Raw genomic sequence first — 19,461 nt, 5'->3', positions numbered from 1 at the left:
TCGTTAGGCCTACAATCCGAGAATGGACTATCAGCTTGTAGTTAAGTTCTGGCGCAAGTCGCTGGACGATGAGAACTTCGTTGCGACAATTCAAGACGAATTGAAGGAAGCGCTCGGGGAATCTGCCGTACTGGATGGATATGACATCAGCGCCAAAGAGATCAATCTGTTCGTGATCACGCCGGACCCAAAGCATTCTTTTCGGCGCGTGAAAGCTGTCATAGAGAATCGGGGCACCTTGCGAGGTGTTTCTGCCGCATATCGATTGGTAGGCGGCGCTCGATTCAGTTCAATCTGGCCTCTGCGTGCAACGCGAAAGTTCAATCTTCCGTAGTTCGCGCGTGTAGGCCTAACAATTCATTCAAGCCGAAGCCGCTTCGCGGCTCGGCTCGACCCGGGTGTTATCAGGCGTTCTCCGGAGAACGCAATTCCCCGGTGGATGCCGGGCATGCCGAGGCTCCGTCCGGGCGAGCCGGCACCTACGTGGAAGCTCAGCCCAGCTTCGCGCGCTGCGTCTGCAGTGCGCCCAGCTGCGTACTCCAGTCGACCAGTCGCTGGCGCTCCTGCTCGACCACCGCCGCCGGCACCTTGTCGGTGAACTTGGCGAGCTTGGCTTCACTCTTTTCCTTCTCGCCGGCGACGCGGGCGATTTCCTTGTCGATGCGCGTGCGCTCGGCGGAGAGATCGACCAGGCCTTCCAGCGGCACGAGCAGCTTCAGTTCGCCGACTACGGCCGCGGCCGAAGCCGGCGCGGACTGCGCATCGGCGGTGAAGTCGATGCGTTCGACCTTGGTAAGGAAGCGCAGCTGCGAGTCGAAGCGGCGTGCGCGCTCGTGGTCGGCGTGGTTGCCTTCGGCGAGCAGCAGGTTCACCAGCTTCGAGGGTGCGACATTGAGTTCGCTTCGCACGCGACGCAGTGCGGACACCATCGCCTTCAACCATTCGATGTCGGCTTCGGCCGATGCATTGTCCGTGCCCGCAAAGTCGGCGGCCTGCGGATACGGCCGCAGCATGATCGTCTTTTCGGCGATGCCGAGCTTCGGCGCGACCGCCTGCCAGAGCTCTTCCGTGACGAACGGGATCAGCGGGTGCAGCAGCGAGAGAAGGCGCTCGAGCACGTACAGCAGGGTGTGGCGGGTGCTGTCGGCGGCTTCGGCGTCGCTGCCGTTGAGCGCCGGCTTGGCGAACTCGACGAACCAGTCGCAGAAGTCGTTCCAGGCGAATTCGTACAGCGCCTGTGCGAGCAGGTCGAAGCGGTAGGACGCGAAGTGCTGCTCGGCTTGGGCGGCGGTCTTCGCGAGTTGCGACAGGATCCAGCGTTCGGCGTCGGTCCTGGCCTGTGGCGCGCCAGTGAAGGTCGCGCCTTCGGTGTTCATCAGCACGAAGCGCGTGGCGTTCCAGAGCTTGTTGCAGAAATTCTTGTAGCCCTCGGCGCGGCCGAGATCGAACTTGATGTCGCGGCCGTGGCCGGCGAGCGCGGCGATGGTGAAGCGCAGCGCGTCGGCGCCGAAGGCGGGAATGCCTTCGGGGAACTCTTTGCGCGTGGCTTTTTCGATCTTCGGCGCATCCTGCGGCTTCATCAGGCCGGTGGTGCGCTTGGCGACGAGATCCTCGATCGAAATGCCGTCGACGATGTCGATCGGGTCGAGGACGTTGCCCTTCGACTTCGACATCTTCTGGCCATGCGCGTCGCGCACCAGGCCGGTGATGTAGACATCCTTGAAGGGCACGCGACCGGTGAAGTGGTCGGTCATGAAGATCATGCGCGCGACCCAGAAGAAGATGATGTCGAAGCCGGTGACCAGCACCGACGAGGGCACGTAGCGGTCGAAGCCGCGCTCGGCCATCAGCTCTTCATTCGGCCAGCCCATCGTGCTGAACGGCCACAGCGCCGAGGAGAACCAGGTCTCCAGCACGTCGTTGTCCCTGCGCAGGGCGGGCTCGCGCCCGCCGTGGGCGGCAGCCGCCTTCGCGCGTGCTTCCTCTTCGCTGCGCGCGACGTAGATGTTGCCCGCCTCGTCGTACCACGCGGGAATGCGATGCCCCCACCACAGCTGGCGGCTGATGCACCAGTCCTGGATGTTTTCCATCCAGTGGCGATAGGTGTTGATCCAGTTGGCCGGCACGAACTTGATGTGGCCCGGCTTGTCATCGGTACCTTCGACGAGATCGAGCCCGCGCTTCGCGAAACCGTCCATCTGCACGAACCACTGGTCGGTGAGATACGGCTCGATCACCGTGCCCGAGCGGTCCCCGAACGGCTGCATGATCGGCTTGGATTCGACGACCGGGTTGCCGTCGGCATCGGTCACCGCGAGGCCTTCGGCGGTGATCGCCTCGACCACGCGTGCGCGCGCTTCGTAGCGGTCCAGGCCGCGGAGTTCCCCGGGAACCAGGTTGACCGCAGTGACGTCGCCCGGCGCGCGTTCGCCGCGTGCGATCTGGCCGGCAATGCGCGCGCTTTCCTCATAGGACAGGCCGTCGGTGCGCATGCGCGCGCCGTCGTCCATCAGCGCGTACAGCGGGATGCCGTTGCGTGCAGCGACCGCGTAGTCGTTGAAGTCGTGCGCGCCGGTGATCTTCACCGCGCCGGAGCCGAAGTCCGGCTCCGGGTAGTTGTCGGTGATGATCGGAATCTGGCGGCGCAGCCCCTTCGGACCCACCGGGATTTCGCAGAGCTTGCCGACGATGGGTGCGTAACGCGCATCGGACGGATGCACCGCCACGGCGCCGTCGCCGAGCATGGTTTCGGGGCGCGTGGTCGCGATGGAGATGTAGTCGCGCGTTTCGCGCAGCGTGATGTTGCCGTCGGCATCGCGCTCGATGTACTCGTAGGTCTCGCCGCCGGCGAGCGGGTACTTGAAGTGCCACATGTGGCCAGGCACTTCATGGTTTTCGACTTCCAGGTCGGAGATCGCCGTCTTCAGCACCGGGTCCCAGTTGACCAGGCGCTTCCCGCGATAGATCAGGCCCTGCTCGTGCAGCTTCACGAACGCTTCGACGACGGCGTCAGCGGCCATCGGATCCATGGTGAAGGTGCTGCGGGTCCAGTCGCCCGACGTGCCCAGCCGGCGCATCTGCCGCTCGATGGTGTCGCCGGACTGCTGCTTCCACTCCCACACCTTGGCGATGAAGCCTTCGCGGCCGAGCGAGTCGCGGGTTTCACCCTTGCCTTCGAGCGCGAGGTTGCGCGAGACCACCATTTCCGTCGCGATGCCGGCGTGGTCGGTGCCCATCTGCCATAGCACGTCGCAACCGGACATGCGCTTGTAGCGGATCAGCGCGTCCTGCAGCGTGTGCTGGAATGCGTGGCCCATGTGCAGCGTGCCCGTGACGTTCGGCGGCGGCAGCAGGATGGTGTAGGGCTCGCCCTTTCCCGTTGGCTTGAATACGCCGCTGCCCTCCCACTGCTGGTACAGGCGGGTTTCGAACTGGGTGGGGTCGTAGCTGGAGGAGAGCGTGGTCATGGATTTGCAGTGTGCGTTTGCTTCGTCACCCCGGCGGAAGCCGGGATCCGGTTGTTGCTGTTGCCCGTCATCCCCGCGAAAGCGGGAATCCAGTGACCCTGCTGTTGTGCCCTTGCCTTTCGCATGCAAGAGGAACAAAGGCGAAAGTCACTGGATTCCTGCTTTCGCAGGAATGACGAGCGAAAGCGCGTGCGGCAAATACGCCGCGCGCCTTACATGTCGTACTTCTTCAACTCCAACCCGCGCGCCTGGTACTGCTTCCACCGTTCGCGCAGCGGCCCGCGCGCGGATTCGTCGGCAGGCACCACTTCCAGTACGCGGTCGAAGGCGCCATCCACCGCCGCGTCGCGCAGGTTGATCACCAGCGGGCGCAGCGGCGCGTCGACATCGGGCGAGGCGATCAGCACCGCGGCTTCCTCCTCGTCGACATCCGCGCCTGCAAGCTGGTGCGGGACGTAGACGTCGTCGCCCATGTCCCACAGCAGGTCGTCGATCTGCTCGGCCTGCGCCGCGTCGCGAGCGAGCACGAGCGTGAAAAGGCCCGCGTCGTGCGCCTTGCGTGCGAGTTCGCACACCAGGCGCAGCGGCTCGGCCTTGAACCGATCCTTGGCGATCAGATAGAAGTCGGCGCGCGGCACGATGCGGTCAGGCGACGCGGTCGAGCAGCCACTGGCTCAGCAGGCCGACCGGACGGCCGGTCGCCATGCCGCGCTTGCCTTCGTCGTTGGCGACGCCGGCGATGTCGAGGTGCGCCCAGCGCTGGCCTTCGGCGAAGCGCGCGAGGAAGCAGCCCGCGGTGATCGCGCCCGCCCAGCGCCCGCCGATGTTGTAGACGTCGGCGAAGGTGGATTCGAGCAGCGACTGGTATTCGTCCCACAGCGGCAGGCGCCACGCGCGGTCGAATACGTTTTCGCCCGCGGCGGTGAGCTCGGCGGCGAGGTCGTCGTCCTTCGACATCAAACCGGTTGCGTACTTGCCCAGCGCGATCACGCAGGCGCCGGTGAGCGTGGCGACATCGAGCAGCGCCTCGGGCTCGAAGCGTTGCGCGTAGGTCAGTGCGTCGCACAGGATCAGGCGGCCTTCGGCGTCGGTGTTGCCGACCTCGATCGTCTTGCCCGACATGGAGGTGATGACGTCCGACGGGCGATACGAATCGGCGTCGGGCATGTTCTCGACCGCCGGCACGATCACGACGAGGTTCATCGGCAGCTGCATGCCGACCGCGGCCACGAACGTACCCATCACGCTCGCCGCGCCGCACATGTCGTACTTCATTTCCTCGATGCCGCCCTGCGTCTTCAGGTTGATGCCGCCGGTATCGAAGGTGATGCCCTTGCCGACCAGCACGTAGGGCCTGGCGTCGCCGCCGTTGTTCCACTTCATCACGATCAGCTTGGGCGGATTGGCCGAGCCGCGCGCGACGGCGAGCAGCGAGCCCATGCCGAGTTCCTGCATCTGCTCGCGATCGAGCACCTCGCATTCGGCCTTGTCGAAGCGGGAGGTGAATTCCTGCGCCTGCTCCGCGAGGTACGCCGGGTTGCAGATGTTCGGTGGCAGGTTGCCGAGCTCGCGGGTGAAGGCGACGCCAGCGGCAATCGCCTTGCCCTGCGCGAGCGCGGTCCTGTCTTCGCCACGGATCGACAGATGCTTCAGGCCGGTTTCGTCGCGGCGCTTGTTCTTGGCGCCGAGCGTTGCGGTATAGCTGTAGCAGGCGTGGTCGGACACGGTCGCGGCCTGGCGGATGTTCCAGGCCTGGTCGCGGCCCTTCACTTCGAGTTCGCTCAAGGTGAGCAGCGCATTCGCCACCGGGCCGGTCTTGAACGCGCGGGCCGCATCGGCCACCGCCTTGATGTATTGCGCGACGCCGAACTTGCCGGCTTCGCCCAGGCCCACCACCAGCACGCGTGGCGCAGTCACGCCGGGCAGGTCGTGCAGCAGCGCGGTCTTGCCAGTCTTGCCACTGATGTCGCCGCGCTCCAGCAGCGCGCGCAGGCGCCCGCCGGTGGCCTCGTCCAGTGCCTGGCCCGACGGGCTCAACGTGTTGTCGGCGTAGGCGCCGACCACCACGCAATCGGTGGCGACGGTCGCGGGAGCAGCGGGGTTCAGGTCGAATTCGAGGGCCATCAAACAGATTCCGGGGGAAAGGAAAGGAGCTTCGATCCGCAACGACGTCCGGCGAAGCGGTGTGCCGTCGCCGTCTGGCATCGCCAGCACGGACTCACCTTAACGGCGCGCCGGTACAATCACGGGTCGGTCGTCACTGGCCGGGTAGGCGGAAGGCGGCGAAAGCTTCATGCCCGCAAGCCGCTTCGGCTACCTGGCCGGACCAAACCTCAAGTCTACCAGCCCCGCTTTATCCAGCCTGCCCAAACCTGCCCGACAAGGCCCGCTACCTGATGCTCAAGCTCGACCGCTACCTGTTCGGCGAATTCCTGCAGTCCACCTTCGCCGCCGGCGTCGTGCTGATGATCGTGGCCTTCGGCGGCGTGTTCACCGACGTCCTGCGCGACATGGCCTCGGGCCGGATCCCCGTGGGGATGCTGCTGCCCCAACTCGGCCTGGTGATGCTGAACTGGCTGCCGCTGATCCTGCCGCTGGCGCTGATGCTGGGACTGATGCTCGGCACCGGCCGCCTCTACCGCGACTCGGAGATGCCGGTGATCGCCGCCGTCGGCGTCGGCCCCAGGCGGCTGCTGAAGCCGCTGCTGATGCTGGTCCTGCCGATGGTGGCAGTGGTCGCCGCCTGCTCGCTGTGGCTGGGCCCGTGGGCCGAGCGTGTGTCCCGGCAGATGGTCAACCAGGCCAATCGCAACCTGATCGTGGCCGGACTGGAACCCGGCGCCTTCACCGAACTTCCGAATGGCGGTGGGGTGATCTTCGTCGGCGCGATGAGCCCCGACGGAAGCCGCTTCAGCCGCGTGTTCGTATACCGGCAGAAGAACGATCGCATCGACGTGACCACGTCCAACGACGGCGAAGTCGTGGTCGACGAGAACGGCGAGCGCTACATCACGCTCAACAACGGTTTCGAAGTCGAAGGCCCGAAGGAAGCCGGCCTGAATTACCGCCTGCTGCGCTATCGCCGCAACGAAGTGACGATGCCTGCGGGCGAGCAGAAGTTCGATGCGAACGATCCCGAAATGTTGCCGACTTCCAGACTCCTCGGCGACAAGCGCGACGATGCCAACGCGCAGCTTCACCGGCGCATCGCGCCGCCGCTGCTCACGCTCGCGTTCGCGCTGATGGCGATCCCGCTCGCGCGCAGCATGCCGCGGCAGGCGCGCTATGCGCGGACGATGAGCGGCTTCCTCGCCTACATGATCGGCATGAACCTGATGCTGATGGGCACCAAGTGGCTGGAGAAGGGGAAGATCGCCCCAGAACTCGGCCTGTGGTGGCTGGTGTTGCCGCTGCTGGGTGTCGCTCTGTGGCTCTACTTCTTCGACGGCCGCATGCGCCGCGCGAAGCTGGCTTCGTGAGGACTACGCACGCATGAAGCCTTTCCCCAAGATCCACGACGTCTACGTTGGACGTGTCGTTTTCACCACCGTGCTGCTGGTGTGGGCGGTGCTGCTCGGCCTTGACCTGATGCTGAGTTTCGTCGGCGAGTTCGGCGATATCGGCAAGGGTAACTACGGCATCTCCACCGCCATCGCCTACATGGCCTACACCGTGCCGCGCCGCGCGTACGAGCTGTTCCCGTATGCGGCGGTGGTCGGGGCATTGATGGCGCTGGGGCAGCTGGCGGCCTCTTCCGAGCTCACCGCGTTGCGCGCGGTCGGGCTTTCGCGCCGCCGCCTGAGCCTGGCCGTGGGAGGCGCGCTTGCGGTGCTCACGCTGCTCATGGTGGTGAGCGGCGAAACGTCCGGCCCGTGGGGCGATCGCCGCGCCAATGCCCTGAAGGCGACGGCGAAGTCCAAGGACATGATCGTCGCGCGTTACTCCGGCCTGTGGGCGCGCGAAGGCGACGTCATCCTCAACGCCAACGGCGGCGAGGAACGCGACAACGGCACCGATCGCTGGCTCGAACTGCGCGACGTGCGCCTGTACGAATTCGCCGAAGACGGACGCCTGAAGTCGCTGGCGTTGGTCAAGATCGCCGAGCATCGCCCGGGCGGCTGGCTGCTGCGCGATGTCACCCGCACCAACTTCCAGGAAAAATCGGTCACGCAGACGAAGGTTCCGGAAGAGCGCTGGGCATCGAAGCTCGACGCGGTCGCCTTGACCGCAGGAACGGACAAGCCGCGCTATCTCGCTGCGGGCGAACTGCGCAAGGCGATCGAGTACCGCCAGCGCAACAGCCTGGATGCGTCCGAGTTCGAAGTGATCTACTGGGGCCGTTGGTTCTACGCGCTGAACATCCTCGCGTTGTGCCTGGCCGCGGTGCCGTTCGCCTTCGGCACGCTGCGCAGTGGCGGCCTGGGCAAGCGCCTGTTCATCGGCATCGTGTTCTCGCTGGGCTTCTGGCTGCTGCAGCAGCAATGCGTGCGGCTGGCGCAGGTCTACCACTTCGATTACCGCATCGCCTACACCCTGCCGACGCTGGTGATGCTGGCGGTGTCGTGGTTCCTGTTCCGGCGCAGGTCGGGTTAGCCCTGGACGTGTCCCGTTGCTCCGGCATCGGCGCACGTTCCACTTCCGATCGTCGGATTGGATTATTCGTGGCGACGACAGGTGTCGCGACTGGCGCGGCGCGCCACGGCACGCCGCGCATAAGCCCTTTTATTGCGGCTTGTTGGTGACACCCGGGTCGCACATGATCGTGCAATTGCCGTTTCCGGTATCGGTGATGACGATCGAGTATTTGGCCGTTTCGATCTGCGTATTCGCATCGATGATCGCGCCGGCCCGATTACCGCCGCCGCTCCAGGTGAGTTGGTGCTGGCCGTCATTGGCGAACTGGCACGCGCCGATCTGATAGCGCTGGTCGGCACTCAGCTGGATCGGCGCCGTGTCCCGGCCTTGTCCTACGGTCTGCACCAGGCCGCCGACGCCATCATCGCCGCCGGTGTAGCTGTAGCTGTAGGGCTGATTGCTCGACGACTGGACGTTGTACCAACCGGGCTGATTGGACGCGAAATTGCGCACGTCGAGCTGGATGTTGGGGGTGCTGGGCATGATCGTGCTCCTGTGGCGGATGGCCGCTTGGGCCGGGACGTGGGCAAGCTGCCCAACGGACTCAGGTGTCGTGAACCGCATTCATTGCGCGGCAAGGCCGGAATGCGCGGGAAATGGCCGCAACGGGACGTAGCCAGCCGCGGCGAGATGCTGGAGGTAAGGCTGTGCTTCGGTTGCCCGCCCCAGGAGGCTGAGTGCACGTACCAGCGGGTCCAGTCGTTCGAACGGCAGCATTGCGCCGGCTTCGGCCGTGAGCAGCCGCTGCGCGGCTTCCCAGTTTTCCTTCGCTTCGTCGGCTTTGCCGGCGGCCTCCGCCATCTCACCGGCCAGCACACGATTGTTCGCGAGTGCCACGCGCAGGGTCTCGGCTGGAGTTGCATCCGGTGATGAACCCGCGATCGCCAGCCCCTGGGCCAGGTAAGACCGCGCAGCGGATGGATCGCGTTTGTCCAACGCGAGTTGTGCCTGCAGGTTGCCGGACTTTATCCGCCAGACCAGCGCCCTTTGATTCTTTGGCTCGATCGCATGTGCACGGGCCAGGATCGCGGCCGATTCGCTGGCGAACGCATCGGCATCAACGGCGCGGGTAAGGGCCGCGAGCTGCGCTTGCCACCAGCGGCAGATGCCGGGCGAGAGCTGCCAGAGGTTGTTGGTTCGATCCTCTCCCGCGAGCTTGAATGCCAGCGGCGTCGCGGCATCGATGCTCGCCCGCGCTTCGGCAAGCCGGCCTCTTTGTGCCTGCGCGTCGGTCAACAGGATGAGTGCATCGACCTGCAACTCTCTCCACCGCGCATTGCCGGGTTCGGCGGCACGATTGCGGCGCATGTCGTCGGCCTGGCTCAGGAAATAGGCTTCCGCTTCCGCCAGTTTCCCGCGCCGCATGGAAAGCGAGCCCAGCCAGGAAGCGGTGTTGGAAGCTTCGTAGCGCAGGTCGGTGTTCCCGGGTTGCTTCCCTGACCATGTCCGGTATAGCGCAAGCTCCTTCAACAGCGCGCGTTCGGCTTCCGCGTAGTTGCCGAGCTGGTCGTCGAGCACGGCAAGATTGTGGTAGCCGTAAGCGACTTCTCGCTGCCACGTGAAATTCGCCGGGTCCGTTGCCGCCAATCTGATCGCGCTGTCGCGATACGTGCGGAACCAGATACCCGCGTCATCGAGTCTTCCCTGCTGGAGCGCGACAAACCCGATCCAGTACTCGGCCTGGGCCAGGTCGAACAGGCGCTGCCCGTTTCCTGGCGCGCGCTCCTGCAAAGCAGTGCTGCGCGCATGGGCTTCGCGGAACGCGTCCATTGCCGCATCGTGGTTGCCTTCGTCCAGCCGCACCTGGCCGATGCCGGTAAGCGATCGGGCCTGTTCTTCGAGCGCCCGGTCGCTGAGGTCGCGCGGGTCGAGCGTGGCGAAATAGGTCGTGGCCTTGTCGTCGACGGTGCGCATGAGGTCGAGCCGACCGACCGTCGTCAGTTTCTTGCGCAGGTCGCCGAGCATGAAGCCGAGGATGTCTTCGGCCTGCGCCTGCCGGCGTTGCGCGTCGTTGCGCGCGACCCAGGCCGTGGCGGCCAGGCCGGTGGTGAGTGCCATGCCTACAAGGGATGCAGCAGCAACCATCGTCCACTTGCGTTGCCGCCGCTGTGCTTCGCGCCGGGCGAGACTGTCGAAACCGATGCCGAGCAGCCCGGCGACCAGCTTGAGGAATGCGCGTTCGCGGCCATCGCCCTCGCGGCGCGCATCGGCGGCGAGTGGTTCGATGGTCGTACCCGCGTCCGCGTGGGCGAGCAATGCCGGCGGAAAGCACTGCAGCACCGGATCAGCGCTGCCCGGCTCGCCGCCGACGACGAAGCACAACACGCGATCGCTGCGTCCACTCGCATGGAACGCCTCGATTTCCGCATTCACCCATCGCGACCGTGCGGCCGCGGGTGAACACAGCACGATCAATGCCGCCGAATCATCCAACGCGTCACGGATGGTCGCGCCCAGGTCGCCCGAGCTCGGCAGTTCGTCGCGATCGCGGAAGAAGGTGCCGAGCCGCGGAGCGATTTCGCCGTGGGCACCGCGCGTGCCAACCAGTCGCGATGGAACCCGATAGGTCTCCAGGCGCCGCAGCAGCCAGCGTGCCCATTCGGCATCGGCATGGCTGTAGCTGAGGAAGGCGCGGAATCGCATCAGGGTGTCCGGTGGGTGCGCTCCAGTCGAACGCCCAAGGTGCAGGGATACGGGACAGCCGCTAATCACCCGGATGGGTGTGTCAAAGGTGCGAATGCTCCAGCGGGCGTTCGCGATGCATCAGCGTCCACTCGGCATGTTCGGCCAGCGCGGCTTCACCGAGCGTGCGCAGCACCTGCCGCTTCTCGTGCACGCCGCGGCACCCGGCGAGGCGCCGGCGCGCTGCGCCAAAGATGCGCTGCATGTAGTGGTATTGCTTGATCAGTTCCTTGTCCGCTTTCTTGTAGGCATAAGCCTCATGCACCCCTCCGGCCACCGAGAGGATGCCCATCGAGGAAACCAGCAGGTGCTGGAAGTGCGGCTGGAACCAGCGCGAAAAAGCCGCCAGAACGACGCTGATGCCCACGCCGGCCCAGAGGCATAGCAACCCGGCGGATTCGGCACGCCGGTGCATCCGTTCGCGCAGCGCCGTGGCGCCGGCGAAATACGCGAGCTGCCCGCCATCCCGGCTGTTGCCGATCCACTCGCCGATGACCGTGTCGACCTGCGCTTCTCCCGCGGCGGCTGGAACCAGCAGGCCTTCGAGGCTGGCGCTGCGCATCACGTTGCGGATCCAGCCCAGTTCGCTGTCCTGCCGATGCATGAAGTTGTCGTGTGCGAAAGCGGGCGAGTGCAGGTCGCTGATGCCGGCGCGGCGCCAGTACGACTGCACGCGCAGCCCTTCGGCGAGGGCCCGGTAGTCGAGGTATTTGCGTTGCCACTCGCGTCGCCGCGAAACCAGCACTACGCCCATGCCCCCGAGGAAGAACACCAGGAACAGGTTGATGACCAGGTAGTGCGTAGCGATGTGGGTATAGAGGAAAAACGTGAAACCCATGGCCGCGGCGAGCAGGTACACGATGCGCAGCACCCGGTTGACCCGCCGCTGGTAGATGCGGGCCAGCCAGTCGGCGGTGGCGAACAGGCGATGGATGGGGCACGCGACTGGCGTCGCGTTCGTCGTCTCCGGTGCAGCCGCGTCGGCCGCGATGGCCTCCGCGTATTTGCGGCAATCGGCGTTGAATTCCATCTGGTGCCGGAACATGCGGTCGAACGTCTCAGGCATCCCGCTGTGCGCGACGACCTCATCCTTGGCAGTAAGCCAGCGCCCCTCGAGTAGCGGCGCGGCCTCGCTCGTCCCGCGCCGCACGAGCAGGTGGTGCACGAGCGTTTCCTCGTCGAGGCCCAGTAGGGCGAGCGTGGTGTCGCGCCGGCGTTCGATGGCGCCGGGAAGCTCGCCCTGAAGGTGGAACCGGACCATCTGCGCGGTGCCGCCCAGGCGATCGGATGGGCATCCGTCCCACAACGCAAGCAATACGTGGCAATGGCTGGAAACGAAAATTCCCGCCTGGGCGTATTGGCGATCGCGGGCGGGACCGGGATGGGCTACCGCTTCGACGCCGATGCCATGGCGCAAGGGGAGTTCAAGTATCTCGGCGCGTTGCAGGTGCTGCTCGAATGCCGCCAGGCTGCCCGCGGAACCGAAGTCCTCGCGGTAAAGCGCCTCCGGGAGCGGCAACGGCGCTACTACCCTCAGGCCAAGGTCGAGTGCGACCTGGGCGGCGATCTGGTCGCCGCCTGCGGCCAGCGACGACAGCACAACGACGGGAAGGTGCGGATAGAGGTCCGCCAACTGGAGAAAAAAGGCCCGCAGTTGTGCCCTGATGGCCGGAACGTCGGCGGGATGCAGATCGCGATGGCCGGTGATGCCGACCACCAGGGAAGTCGCGTCGTGAGAGGGCATGCCAGTCCATCGCCGGCGGCACGGACGCCGGTGTCCTCTTCGGCCAACGCGGGATCCGTGTGGGGAAGGCCAGTCCGCTGGTTCCGGACGATGCCGCTGCTGTCGTTTTCAGGTCTCTCGATCGCCGCTAGCGCTTCGTCGAACGCATGAGCCATGTTCCGCTCAGGCGGTCATGCCATGTAAGCCGCTCGCGATCGAACCATGCCCACCAGAAACCCAGGCCACCCAGCAGCAGCGAAAGCGTGCCGACCGCATAGCGCATCCACAGCTGCGACCACGAAGGCCTCGCCTCCCCGCTGGTCGCCAAACGCAGGCGCCACGGCCGCATCCCCAGTGTCTGTCCGCCACGGCGCCAGCTTGCGGTCGCATACACGCCGGCGATCGCCCAGCACACCAGCCAGAGCAGCCACCAGAGTGGTGAGAACGGTGGAATGTTCTGGTGCGGATCGTGGCCACCGAGGAAGGTGTACCCGAGCGTGAACGCCGTCGACGCCACCATCCACAACGCAAGCACCGGCCAGAAGTCGTAGAACAGTGCGAGCAGGCGCCAGCCGACGAGTGCAGCGGGCCGGCCGGGCGAAGTCGAAGCGTTGTCGGTCGAAGTCATCGCGACAGCATATAAGCTTCGCCAATGAGTCCGCATACGCCTGCCGAGCGCCGCACGCAGGCGATGGCCTTGCCGCCATTGCCCGATGCCGACGCCGCGGCCATCAGCAGTTTCCTCGATGCGATCTGGGCCGAGCACGGCCTGTCGCGACAGACGCTCGACAGTTATCGCCGTGACCTGGAAGGAGTCGCGCGATGGCGCGAAGGCAAGAACGGTGGACTGTCCGCCGCCGACCGCAGCGGACTGTTCGACTATCTCGCATGGCGCAGCCATAACGGCTATTCGCCGCGAAGCAATGCGCGGCTGTTGTCTGCGTTGCGCGCGTTCTTCGCCCACCGCGTGCGCACCGGCGCGCGTGCGGACGATCCCACGGCGCTGCTGGATCCGCCAAAGCTGCCGCGTTCGCTGCCGAAAGCGTTGGGCGAAAGCCAGATCGATGCATTGCTGGCGGCGCCCGACCTCACTTCGCCGCATGGCCTGCGCGACCGCGCGATGCTGGAGCTGATGTATGCCTGCGGCCTGCGTGTAAGCGAGCTGGTCAACCTGCCCGCGACCGCGGTCAACCTGCGCCAGGGCGTCTTGCGCGTGACCGGCAAGGGCAGCAAGGAACGACTCGTGCCGCTGGGCGAGGAGGCGCAGCACTGGCTCGAGCGATATCTGGCCATGGCCCGGCCACAACTCGCCGGAAAACGCGCACTCGCACCGTTGTTCCTGAACACGGGTGGCGAACCGCCCACGCGCCAGCAGTTCTGGCAACTGGTGAAGCGCTACGCGGGCGTTGCGGGCATCGATCCCGCGCGCATCAGCCCGCATGGCCTGCGCCACAGCTTCGCGACTCATCTGCTGAACCACGGCGCCGACCTGCGCGCGCTGCAGATGTTGCTCGGACACAGCTCGCTGTCGACGACCCAGATCTACACGCTGGTGGCGCGTGAACAGCTGAAGCAACTGCACGCAAAGCACCACCCGAGAGGGTGAGCGGCCGCGCTTGGCCGATGCCCTATCGGCATCGGCTGCGGCCGCGAACGCCCGGCCATGGATGGCCGGGCGGGACGATCCGAAGCCGGCTCGCTTCGCCATGGATGGCAGCGATTTCGCAATCGAAGCCGGGCGCCGCCGCGCGGTCGCGCTACGACATGAAAGCAACGAGTGACCCCGACGCGCCGCAGCCCGCAGTATCGGAAAAACCATGGCCGCTCGCCGGCCGTCCTCCACCTACCTCGCCGTTCTCTCCGAGCCGCTTCACGATCCCTGACCACGACAAACCGCCGAATCCATCGCACGCACCGCCCATCGCACGCGTGCGACAATCCGGAAACTTCGCGCCGATCCGGCATTCCAATGCCGGTCACACCTGCCAGGACCTTTCATGAAGCCTCTTTTCCTTGCCCTGTTGGGCGTGATCAGCCTCTCGGCGTGCGCCCAGGGCCCGCAGTCCGGCGCCGCCGGAAAAGCGCCGGGTTCGCAGGCCGCGACCGCCGGCAGCACCGCTCCGACCGGCTCCGTGCCCAAGGCGGCCGCCAATACGCCGGAAGCGCACGCGATCGCCGCCATCCAGGCGCTGAATCCCCGCGTCTCCATCGACAAGGTCCGCGCCGCGCCGATCGCCGGATTCCGCGAAGCCATCGTCCAGGGCCAGGTCGTGTATGTCAGCGATGACGGACGCTATCTCTTCCTGCCAGGCCCGCAGGGCGCGCTGTACGACGTCGCCGCGAAAAAGGATCTGAGCGAGCAGGCGCTCGCCTCGGTGCGCAAGGACCTGCTGAAGACGATTCCGGTCAGCGAGCGCATCGTGTTCTCGCCGCCGAATCCGAAATACACCGTTTCGATCTTCACCGACGTCGAGTGCGGCTACTGCCGCAAGTTCCACAGCGAGATCGCCGAATACAACAAGCAGGGCATCGAAGTGCAGTACATCGCCTTCCCGCGGATGGGCCTGGGCAGCGAGGACCACAAGAAGATGATTTCGGTCTGGTGTGCGCCCGATCGCAAGAAGGCGCTGACCGATGCCAAGAACGACCGCACCATTCCCGCCCGCGACTGCAAGAACACCGTTTCGATGCAGTACGACGTCGGCCAGCGCGCCGGCCTTACCGGCACGCCGATGATCATTGCCGAAGATGGCACCACGGTCGGCGGCTACCTGCCGCCGCAGCAGCTGCGCGAGGCACTGGACAAAGTGGCCCGGGGCGGCAAGACCACCGCGGCGGGCGGCACCGATCCGGTGGCCTCGACCGGCGGTTGATCGGTCCAGTCGTTGCACGTGAAAAACGGAGGCCTCAGCCTCCGTTTTTCGTTGGAGCGAGCGCCGCTTAGACCCCGATTCCCGCTCCCGTCTACAATACCCGGCCCGTACCCCACGGTTCCCCGGACATGATGGTCCTCGAGGGCGACTCCGCCCTGTCTTCGTTCCGCCGCGAACGCCTGCAAGCCCGCCTCCAAGCCGTCCATTCCCAGTTGCGCCTGATCGGCGCCTGGTGGACTTATTGGGTTGTCCCCGAAGCCGATGCCGAACCCGATCGCGCCACGCTGTCGCGCATCCTGCAGGGCCGGTTCGACGAAGTGCCGCGCCAGCCAGGTGCGGTCTCGCGCTACGTTACCCCGCGCCTGGGCACGCTCTCGCCGTGGGCGAGCAAGGCGACTGAGCTGCTGCGCGGCGCCGGCCAGCCGGTGAAGCGGGTCGAACGCGGCATCCGCTATGACGTGGCGGGCTGGCCTGCCGACGCACCCACGCAGGGCGCGCTGGCGAAACTCCTGCACGACCCGATGACCCAGTCGTTGCTCGAAGCACGCGACGACGCGGCTGCATTGTTCACCGTGCCCGCACGCGGCGAGCTCGAACGCATCCCGCTCGATACGCTCGAAGAAGCGAATACGCGTCTGGGACTCGCGCTCGCCGATGACGAAATCGCCTACCTGCGCGAGCGTTACGCGGCGCTCGGCCGGCAGCCTTCCGACGTCGAGCTGATGATGTTCGCGCAGGCGAACTCGGAGCACTGCCGCCACAAGATCTTCAATGCGTCGTGGACGGTCGACGGGCGCGAGCAGTCGCTCTCGCTGTTCAAGATGATCAAGAACACGCACGCGACCACGCCGCGGTACACGTTGTCCGCGTACAGCGACAACGCCGCGGTGGTCGAAGGCTATCCCGCGCGGCGCTTCCGTCCGCAGCCGGGCACGCAGGCATACACGAGCGAAGCCGAACAGCCGTCGGCGTTCTGCATCAAGGTCGAAACGCACAACCACCCGACTGCGATCGCGCCATTCCCCGGCGCAAGCACCGGCAATGGCGGCGAAATCCGCGACGAGGGCGCGACCGGACGCGGTGGCCGCCCGAAGGCGGGCCTGAGCGGTTTCTCGGTCTCGCACCTGCGCATTCCGACGCTTCCACAGCCTTGGGAAGCGCCGCGTTCGCTGAACCCGCGCATGGCGCCCGCACTGGAAATCATGCTCGACGGCCCGCTCGGCGGCGCCGCGTTCAACAACGAATTCGGCCGCCCGAACCTCACCGGCTACTTCCGCAGCTTCGAGCTCGATGAAGGCACGCATGTCCGCGCCTACGACAAACCGATCATGCTCGCAGGTGGCCTCGGTGCGATCGACCGCATCCAGGTGGAGAAGCATTCGCTGCGCCCGGGCGACGCGGTGATCGTGCTGGGTGGGCCGGCGATGCTGATCGGCCTCGGCGGCGGCGCCGCGAGTTCGGTGGCATCGGGCGAAAGCGCCGAGGCACTCGATTTCGCCAGCGTGCAGCGCGACAACCCGGAGATGGAACGCCGCTGCCAGGAAGTGCTCGATCGCTGCGTGGCGATGGGCGAAGACAACCCGATCGTCACCGCGCACGACGTCGGCGCGGGCGGCCTGTCGAATGCGATTCCCGAACTGCTGCATGATTCCAATGTCGGCGGCGTGATCGACCTGGCAAAGGTGCCCGCCGACGATCCGTCGCTGTCGCCGATGCAGCTGTGGTGCAACGAATCGCAGGAACGTTACGTGCTCGGCCTGTCCGCCGAACGCATCGATGAATTCGCGGCGCTGTGCGAACGCGAGCGCTGCCCGTTCGCGGTGGTGGGTTATGCGACGGCGGAAGAGCATCTCGTTGTCGGCTATGGCGCAACCGTCGGGAACGCGCGCGAAGCCGGCCACCACTGGCCCATCGACCTGCCCATGGACGTGCTGTTCGGCAAGGCGCCGAAGATGCATCGCGACACCCGCCATCCCACGCCGGCGCCGTGGCCCGCGCTCGACTGGAACGGCATCGCACTGCGCGAAGCCGCACTGCGCGTGCTCGCGCATCCGACCGTCGCATCCAAGCAGTTCCTCATCACGATCGGTGATCGCACCGTCGGCGGCCTCACCGCGCGCGACCAGCTGGTCGGTCCGTGGCAGATGCCGGTCGCCGATTGCGCGATCACGCTTTCGGGCTTCGACACCTATGCGGGCGAAGCGATGGCGATCGGCGAACGCACCCCGCTCGCGTTGCTCGATGCCGCCGCCGCCGCACGCATGGCCGTGGGCGAGGCGATCACCAATCTCTGCGCCGCACCGGTCGAAACACTGGATCGCATCAAGCTGTCCGCGAACTGGATGGCCGCAGCTGGCCATCCGGGCGAAGACGCATTGCTGTTCGACGCAGTGAAGGCGGTCGGCATGGAACTGTGCCCCGCGCTCGATCTCAGCATCCCGGTCGGCAAGGACTCGCTGTCGATGCAGGCGCAATGGCACAACGATGGCGAGGCGCACAAGTCGGTGTCGCCGGTGTCGCTGATCGTCAGCGCCTTCGCGCCTGTCACCGACGTGCGCGAACAGCTCACGCCGCTGCTCACCCGAGAAGAGGAATCCGAGCTGTGGCTGATCGGCCTCGGTGCCGGGCGGCAGCGCATGGGCGGCTCGATCCTCGCCCAGTGTTTCCCCGAAGCCGGTGCGAAGGAACTCCCGGCGTTTGCCGGACGCTCCCCCGATCCCGACGATCCGGCCGTGCCGGACCTCGACGATCCGCAGCGCCTGCGCGCCTTCTTCGAACTGATCCGCGATGCGCGCACGCACGGCCTGTTGCGCGCTTACCACGACCGCAGCGATGGCGGCGCGTTCGCGACGCTGTGCGAGATGGCGTTCGCCTCGCATGTTGGCCTGGACATCGACCTCGATGGCTGGGGCGACGATCGCGGCAGCGATCCGCTGCGCACGCTGTTCAACGAGGAACTCGGCGCCATCGTGCAGATCGCGGCCGAGGACCGCGCGGAGTTCGCCGACCTCGTCGCGCGCCACGGCCTGATCGATTGCGCGCAACGCATTGCGCGGCCGACCACCGCCCCCACGATTCGCGTGCGCCAGGAAGGCGAAACCCTGGCCGAATGGCGCTGGGAAGAACTCTTCGATGCCTGGTGGTCGGTCACGCACGCGATGCAGAAGCTGCGCGACAACCCGGAAGCCGCCGACCAGGAACGCGCCGCCGCGCGCGACTTCAACGCGCCCGGGCTGAGGCCGAAGCTTACGTTCGATCCGAACGAAGACGTCGCCGCCCCCTTCATCAACACCGGCGCCCGGCCGAAGGTCGCGATCCTGCGCGAACAGGGCGTCAACAGCCAGGTCGAAACCGCCTACGCATTCGACCGCGCCGGCTTCGAAGCCTTCGACGTGCACATGAGCGACCTGATCAACGGCCGCTTTGTTCTCGACGACTTCAGAGGTTTTGTCGCCTGTGGCGGCTTCAGTTACGGCGACGTGCTGGGCGCGGGCCGCGGCTGGGCGACGTCGGTGCTGGAACGCACCGCGTTGCGCGAAGCATTCACGGCCTTCTTCCAGCGCCACGACACCTTCGCGCTCGGCGTGTGCAACGGCTGCCAGATGCTGTCGCAGCTGAAGGACCTGATTCCCGGTGCGGAGCACTTCCCGCAGTTCCTTCGCAACGGCAGCGAGCAGTACGAAGGCCGCGTCGCGCTGCTGGAAGTCGCCGATTCACCGTCGCTGTTCCTGCGCGGCATGCAGGGTTCGCGCATTCCGGTGGCGGTGGCGCACGGCGAAGGCCGCGCTTCGTTCGATGCGACCGGCGATGCCGGACGCGTGGCCGTCGCGTTGAACTACATCAACGGCGACGGCAGCCTCGCAACGAACTATCCCGCGAACCCGAACAATTCGTCCAGTTCGATCGCCGGCCTGTGCAGCGACGACGGCCGCGTCACCATCCTGATGCCGCATCCCGAACGCACGCTGCGCAACGCGAACTTCAGCTGGGCACCGCGCGAGTGGGACGGGCCGCTGTCTTCCGGCGATTCGCCGTGGCAGCGGATCTTCCGCAACGCGCGGGCATGGGTCGGATAAGGTCG

At 66.2% G+C, this 19,461-nt stretch carries 13 protein-coding genes; 6 read left to right on the top strand and 7 right to left on the bottom strand.

The genetic code is table 11. The annotated features are described in order from the left end of the window. The first annotated feature begins 22 nt into the window (after window positions 1-22). Entirely contained in the window at window positions 23-334 is a 312-nt protein-coding gene (locus tag ASD14_RS13850) for a hypothetical protein (protein ID WP_056135034.1), read from the top strand. A 157-nt stretch (window positions 335-491) separates the two neighbouring features. Here the strand turns inward: ASD14_RS13850 and ASD14_RS13845 are convergent, their stop codons facing one another. The 3 genes from ASD14_RS13845 to ASD14_RS13835 all read right to left on the bottom strand — a co-directional run bounded on the left by ASD14_RS13845 (window position 492) and on the right by ASD14_RS13835 (window position 5,591). Further along, entirely contained in the window at window positions 492-3,467 is a 2,976-nt protein-coding gene (locus ASD14_RS13845) for a valine--tRNA ligase (RefSeq protein ID WP_056135031.1), read from the bottom strand. 212 nt (window positions 3,468-3,679) lie between these two features. Continuing rightward, window positions 3,680-4,105, bottom strand: a complete 426-nt coding sequence (locus ASD14_RS13840) for a DNA polymerase III subunit chi (RefSeq protein ID WP_056135028.1) — start codon at window positions 4,103-4,105, stop codon at window positions 3,680-3,682. A gap of 7 nt (window positions 4,106-4,112) precedes the next feature. Next, the gene (locus ASD14_RS13835) at window positions 4,113-5,591 is read right to left on the bottom strand and encodes a leucyl aminopeptidase (RefSeq protein ID WP_056135025.1); all 1,479 of its coding nucleotides are present in this window, start codon (window positions 5,589-5,591) and stop codon (window positions 4,113-4,115) included. A 272-nt stretch (window positions 5,592-5,863) separates the two neighbouring features. On the opposite strand from ASD14_RS13835, the gene lptF reads away from it, so the two are divergent. Together lptF and lptG are read left to right on the top strand one after the other, a co-directional pair. Further along, the gene (lptF, locus tag ASD14_RS13830; protein WP_056135022.1) at window positions 5,864-6,946 is read left to right on the top strand and encodes an LPS export ABC transporter permease LptF; all 1,083 of its coding nucleotides are present in this window, start codon (window positions 5,864-5,866) and stop codon (window positions 6,944-6,946) included. 13 nt (window positions 6,947-6,959) lie between these two features. Then, the gene (gene lptG / locus ASD14_RS13825) at window positions 6,960-8,060 is read left to right on the top strand and encodes an LPS export ABC transporter permease LptG (protein ID WP_056135019.1); all 1,101 of its coding nucleotides are present in this window, start codon (window positions 6,960-6,962) and stop codon (window positions 8,058-8,060) included. 129 nt (window positions 8,061-8,189) lie between these two features. Here the strand turns inward: lptG and ASD14_RS13820 are convergent, their stop codons facing one another. The 4 genes from ASD14_RS13820 to ASD14_RS13805 all read right to left on the bottom strand — a co-directional run bounded on the left by ASD14_RS13820 (window position 8,190) and on the right by ASD14_RS13805 (window position 13,135). Then, window positions 8,190-8,585, bottom strand: a complete 396-nt coding sequence (locus tag ASD14_RS13820; RefSeq protein WP_056135016.1) for a hypothetical protein — start codon at window positions 8,583-8,585, stop codon at window positions 8,190-8,192. Between the two features lie 81 nt (window positions 8,586-8,666). Next, window positions 8,667-10,745 (bottom strand): toll/interleukin-1 receptor domain-containing protein, encoded by a 2,079-nt coding sequence (locus ASD14_RS13815; protein WP_056135014.1) that lies wholly within the window; start codon window positions 10,743-10,745, stop codon window positions 8,667-8,669. A gap of 82 nt (window positions 10,746-10,827) precedes the next feature. Further along, entirely contained in the window at window positions 10,828-12,528 is a 1,701-nt protein-coding gene (locus ASD14_RS13810) for a hypothetical protein (RefSeq protein ID WP_082539001.1), read from the bottom strand. 127 nt (window positions 12,529-12,655) lie between these two features. Then, window positions 12,656-13,135: an RDD family protein gene (locus ASD14_RS13805; protein ID WP_056135008.1), complete on the bottom strand. Its 480-nt coding sequence runs from the start codon at window positions 13,133-13,135 to the stop codon at window positions 12,656-12,658. 24 nt (window positions 13,136-13,159) lie between these two features. On the opposite strand from ASD14_RS13805, the gene xerD reads away from it, so the two are divergent. The 3 genes from xerD (at window position 13,160) to purL (ending at window position 19,456) form a co-directional block, all read left to right on the top strand. Beyond that, window positions 13,160-14,113 (top strand): site-specific tyrosine recombinase XerD, encoded by a 954-nt coding sequence (gene xerD, locus ASD14_RS13800; protein ID WP_056135005.1) that lies wholly within the window; start codon window positions 13,160-13,162, stop codon window positions 14,111-14,113. A gap of 391 nt (window positions 14,114-14,504) precedes the next feature. Continuing rightward, the gene (locus ASD14_RS13795) at window positions 14,505-15,380 is read left to right on the top strand and encodes a thioredoxin fold domain-containing protein (RefSeq protein WP_056135003.1); all 876 of its coding nucleotides are present in this window, start codon (window positions 14,505-14,507) and stop codon (window positions 15,378-15,380) included. Between the two features lie 128 nt (window positions 15,381-15,508). After that, window positions 15,509-19,456 (top strand): phosphoribosylformylglycinamidine synthase, encoded by a 3,948-nt coding sequence (gene purL, locus ASD14_RS13790; protein WP_056135000.1) that lies wholly within the window; start codon window positions 15,509-15,511, stop codon window positions 19,454-19,456. Window positions 19,457-19,461 lie beyond the last annotated feature (5 nt).

The organism is Lysobacter sp. Root494 (assembly GCF_001427225.1).
GTDB lineage: Bacteria > Pseudomonadota > Gammaproteobacteria > Xanthomonadales > Xanthomonadaceae > Agrilutibacter.
The sequence above is the reverse complement of the archived record's forward strand: the minus strand, read 5'-3'. Positions and strand labels throughout refer to the sequence as shown.